This window comes from Cypionkella sp. TWP1-2-1b2, assembly GCF_049896245.1.
GTDB lineage: Bacteria > Pseudomonadota > Alphaproteobacteria > Rhodobacterales > Rhodobacteraceae > Cypionkella.
The window spans coordinates 2,501-5,593 of sequence record NZ_JAFCTX010000080.1 but is presented as its reverse complement, the minus strand read 5'-3'; the positions used below and the strand labels follow the sequence as shown (position 1 = coordinate 5,593).

The following is a 3,093-nucleotide window of genomic DNA, read 5'->3' as shown; positions in this document are numbered from 1 at the left end:
TGGTTGCGGGGACAGGATTTGAACCTGTGACCTTCAGGTTATGAGCCTGACGAGCTACCGGGCTGCTCCACCCCGCGACGGTCGTTCCGGTTGTTGGTGTGGGAACGTTGGAACGTGGTCTCAGCTTGAGTTGAGCTGATGTATTTCTATCGTACTGAGAGGTTGTTTCTTGTTAGGTTTGGCGGTGACCTACTCTCCCACGTCTTAAGACGCAGTACCATTGGCGCGACGGCACTTAACGGCCGAGTTCGGGATGGGATCGGGTGTTTTGCTCGTGCTATGTCCACCAAACCAAAAAAGAAACAAGCTGCGGATCTGCGATCCGCAGCGCAGTCCCGGACTTGATCCGGGACCCCGATGGCATCGTTAGAGTACAGCAAACATCAGTATGGTGATCTGTCCAGCTTATGCAGGGTTTCAGATCATCAGATTGTTCCAAATCTAGGCTACATTATGTAGCGTATGTGCGCTTTTGACATGTCATTTCTTTGACATTACGACCCAGAGCTTTGGTTATCACTAACCTTGCTGTTACTGGATCAAATCAAGCCTATCGAGCAATTAGTACCAGTCAGCTGAAAGCATTACTGCTCTTACACCTCTGGCCTATCGACGTGGTGGTCTTCCACGGCTCTCAAGGGAGACCTTGTTTTGAAGGGGGCTTCCCGCTTAGATGCCTTCAGCGGTTATCCTGTCCGAACATAGCTACCCAGCACTACCGTTGGCACGATAACTGGTCCACCAGTGGTCCGTTCACCCCGGTCCTCTCGTACTAGGGGCAACTCTTCTCAAGTCTCCTACACCCACGGCAGATAGGGACCGAACTGTCTCACGACGTTCTAAACCCAGCTCACGTACCTCTTTAAATGGCGAACAGCCATACCCTTGGGACCTGCTCCAGCCCCAGGATGAGATGAGCCGACATCGAGGTGCCAAACGATGCCGTCGATATGGACTCTTGGGCATCATCAGCCTGTTATCCCCAGCGTACCTTTTATCCGTTGAGCGATGGCCCTCCCACTTGGGACCACCGGATCACTATGACCGACTTTCGTCTCTGCTCGACTTGTCAGTCTTGCAGTCAGGCAGGCTTATGCCATTGCACTCAACGACCGATTTCCGACCGGTCTGAGCCTACCTTCGCGCGCCTCCGTTACAATTTGGGAGGCGACCGCCCCAGTCAAACTCCCCACCATGCAGGGTCCCGGACCCGGATAACGGGCCGCGGTTAGATATCAAGATGGCGAAGGGTGGTATCTCAAGGGAGGCTCCACGAAGACTAGCGTCCCCGCTTCGATGCCTACCACCTATCCTGCACATCACAATCCTGATACCAGTGCAAAGCTGGAGTAAAGGTGCATGGGGTCTTTCCGTCTAACCGCGGGTAGTGTGCATCTTGACACACAGTTCAATTTCGCTGAGTCCACATTTGAGACAGCGGGGAGATCGTTACGCCATTCGTGCAGGTCGGAACTTACCCGACAAGGAATTTCGCTACCTTAGGACCGTTATAGTTACGGCCGCCGTTTACTGGGACTTCAATTCAGAGCTTGCACCCCTCCTCTTAATCTTCCAGCACCGGGCAGGCGTCAGACTGTATACGTCGCCTTACGGCTTCGCACAGCCCTGTGTTTTAAGTAAACAGTCGCCACCCCCTAGTTTGTGCCCCCTACCCCTAGTTGCCTAAGAATAGGGCCTCCTTCTCGCGAACTTACGGAGGCATTTTGCCGAGTTCCTTAAATGTGGTTCTCTCAAGCGCCTTGGTATACTCTACCAGTCCACCTGTGTCGGTTTAGGGTACGGTCTGATTGAGGGCTATTTCCTGGAACCTCTGAACGGCCCACCCAATCCGATAAGGGCAGACAATCTTTGAGATCCGTCACTTCCTCATGGCCCACGAATATTAACGTGGTTCCCATCGACTACGCCTTTCGGCCTCGCCTTAGGGGCCGGCTTACCCTGCTCAGATTAGCTTTAAGCAGGAACCCTTGGACTTACGGCGAGAGGGTCTCTCACCCTCTTTATCGCTACTCATGTCAACATTCTCGCTTCTGATCTCTCCACCGGATGCCTTACAGCCCGGCTTCACAGAAAGCACATTGTGTATGCTATATTCGACTATAGCCGAATATAAATACACAGCGTCCTATATCACAGAACGCTCCGCTACCACGCATATTGCTATGCATCCTGAGCTTCGGCTCGTGGTTTGAGCCCCGTTACATCTTCGCCGCAGGACAGCTTATCTAGACCAGTGAGCTGTTACGCTATCTTTAAATGATGGCTGCTTCTAAGCCAACATCCTGGTTGTTTTGGCCGTCCCACATGCTTTCCCACTTAACCACGAATTAGGGGCCTTAGCTGCAGGTCAGGGTTGTTTCCCTCTTCACACCGGACGTTAGCACCCGATGTGTGTCTCCCGGATAGTACTCATCGGTATTCGGAGTTTGCTTAGGCTCAGTAAGGCTGTGGGCCCCCATCACCCATGCAGTGCTCTACCCCCAATGGTATTCGTCCGAGGCGCTACCTAAATAGCTTTCGCGGAGAACCAGCTATCTCCAGGTTTGATTAGCCTTTCACCCCTAGCCACAAGTCATCCGGACCCTTTTCAACGGGTGTCGGTTCGGACCTCCAGTTGGTGTTACCCAACCTTCATCCTGCTCATGGCTAGATCACCTGGTTTCGGGTCTAATCCCACAAACTCATTCGCCCTTTTAAGACTCGGTTTCCCTGCGCCTACACCTAGCGGCTTAAGCTTGCTTGTGAGACTAAGTCGTTGACCCATTATACAAAAGGTACGCCGTCAGGACTCATGGTCCCTCCGACTGCTTGTAGGCGTTCGGTTTCAGGTACTGTTTCACTCCCCTCGTCGGGGTGCTTTTCACCTTTCCCTCACGGTACTGGTTCGCTATCGGTCAGTAAGGAGTACTTAGCCTTCGGGGGTGGTCCCCCGATCTTCAGACAGGATTTCACGTGTCCCGCCCTACTTAATATGTCCTCTAAAGCTTCGCATACGGGGCTGTCACCCACTATGGCTGCACTTTCCAGTGCATTCTGCTCACTCTTCAAGGCTCGGCTGGTCCGCGTTCGCTC

1 tRNA gene and 2 rRNA genes (1 of these 3 running past the window's edge) are annotated in these 3,093 nt (G+C 53.1%); all 3 read right to left on the bottom strand.

What is annotated here, in order from left to right:
* Positions 1 to 77 (bottom strand) — tRNA-Met (locus ACP7AP_RS23885).
* A 99-nt stretch (positions 78 to 176) separates the two neighbouring features.
* Positions 177 to 291 (bottom strand): 5S ribosomal RNA (gene rrf / locus ACP7AP_RS23880).
* Positions 292 to 540: 249 nt separating this feature from the next.
* Positions 541 to 3,093: ribosomal RNA gene (locus ACP7AP_RS23875) — 23S ribosomal RNA — on the bottom strand (it continues 318 nt past the right edge of the window).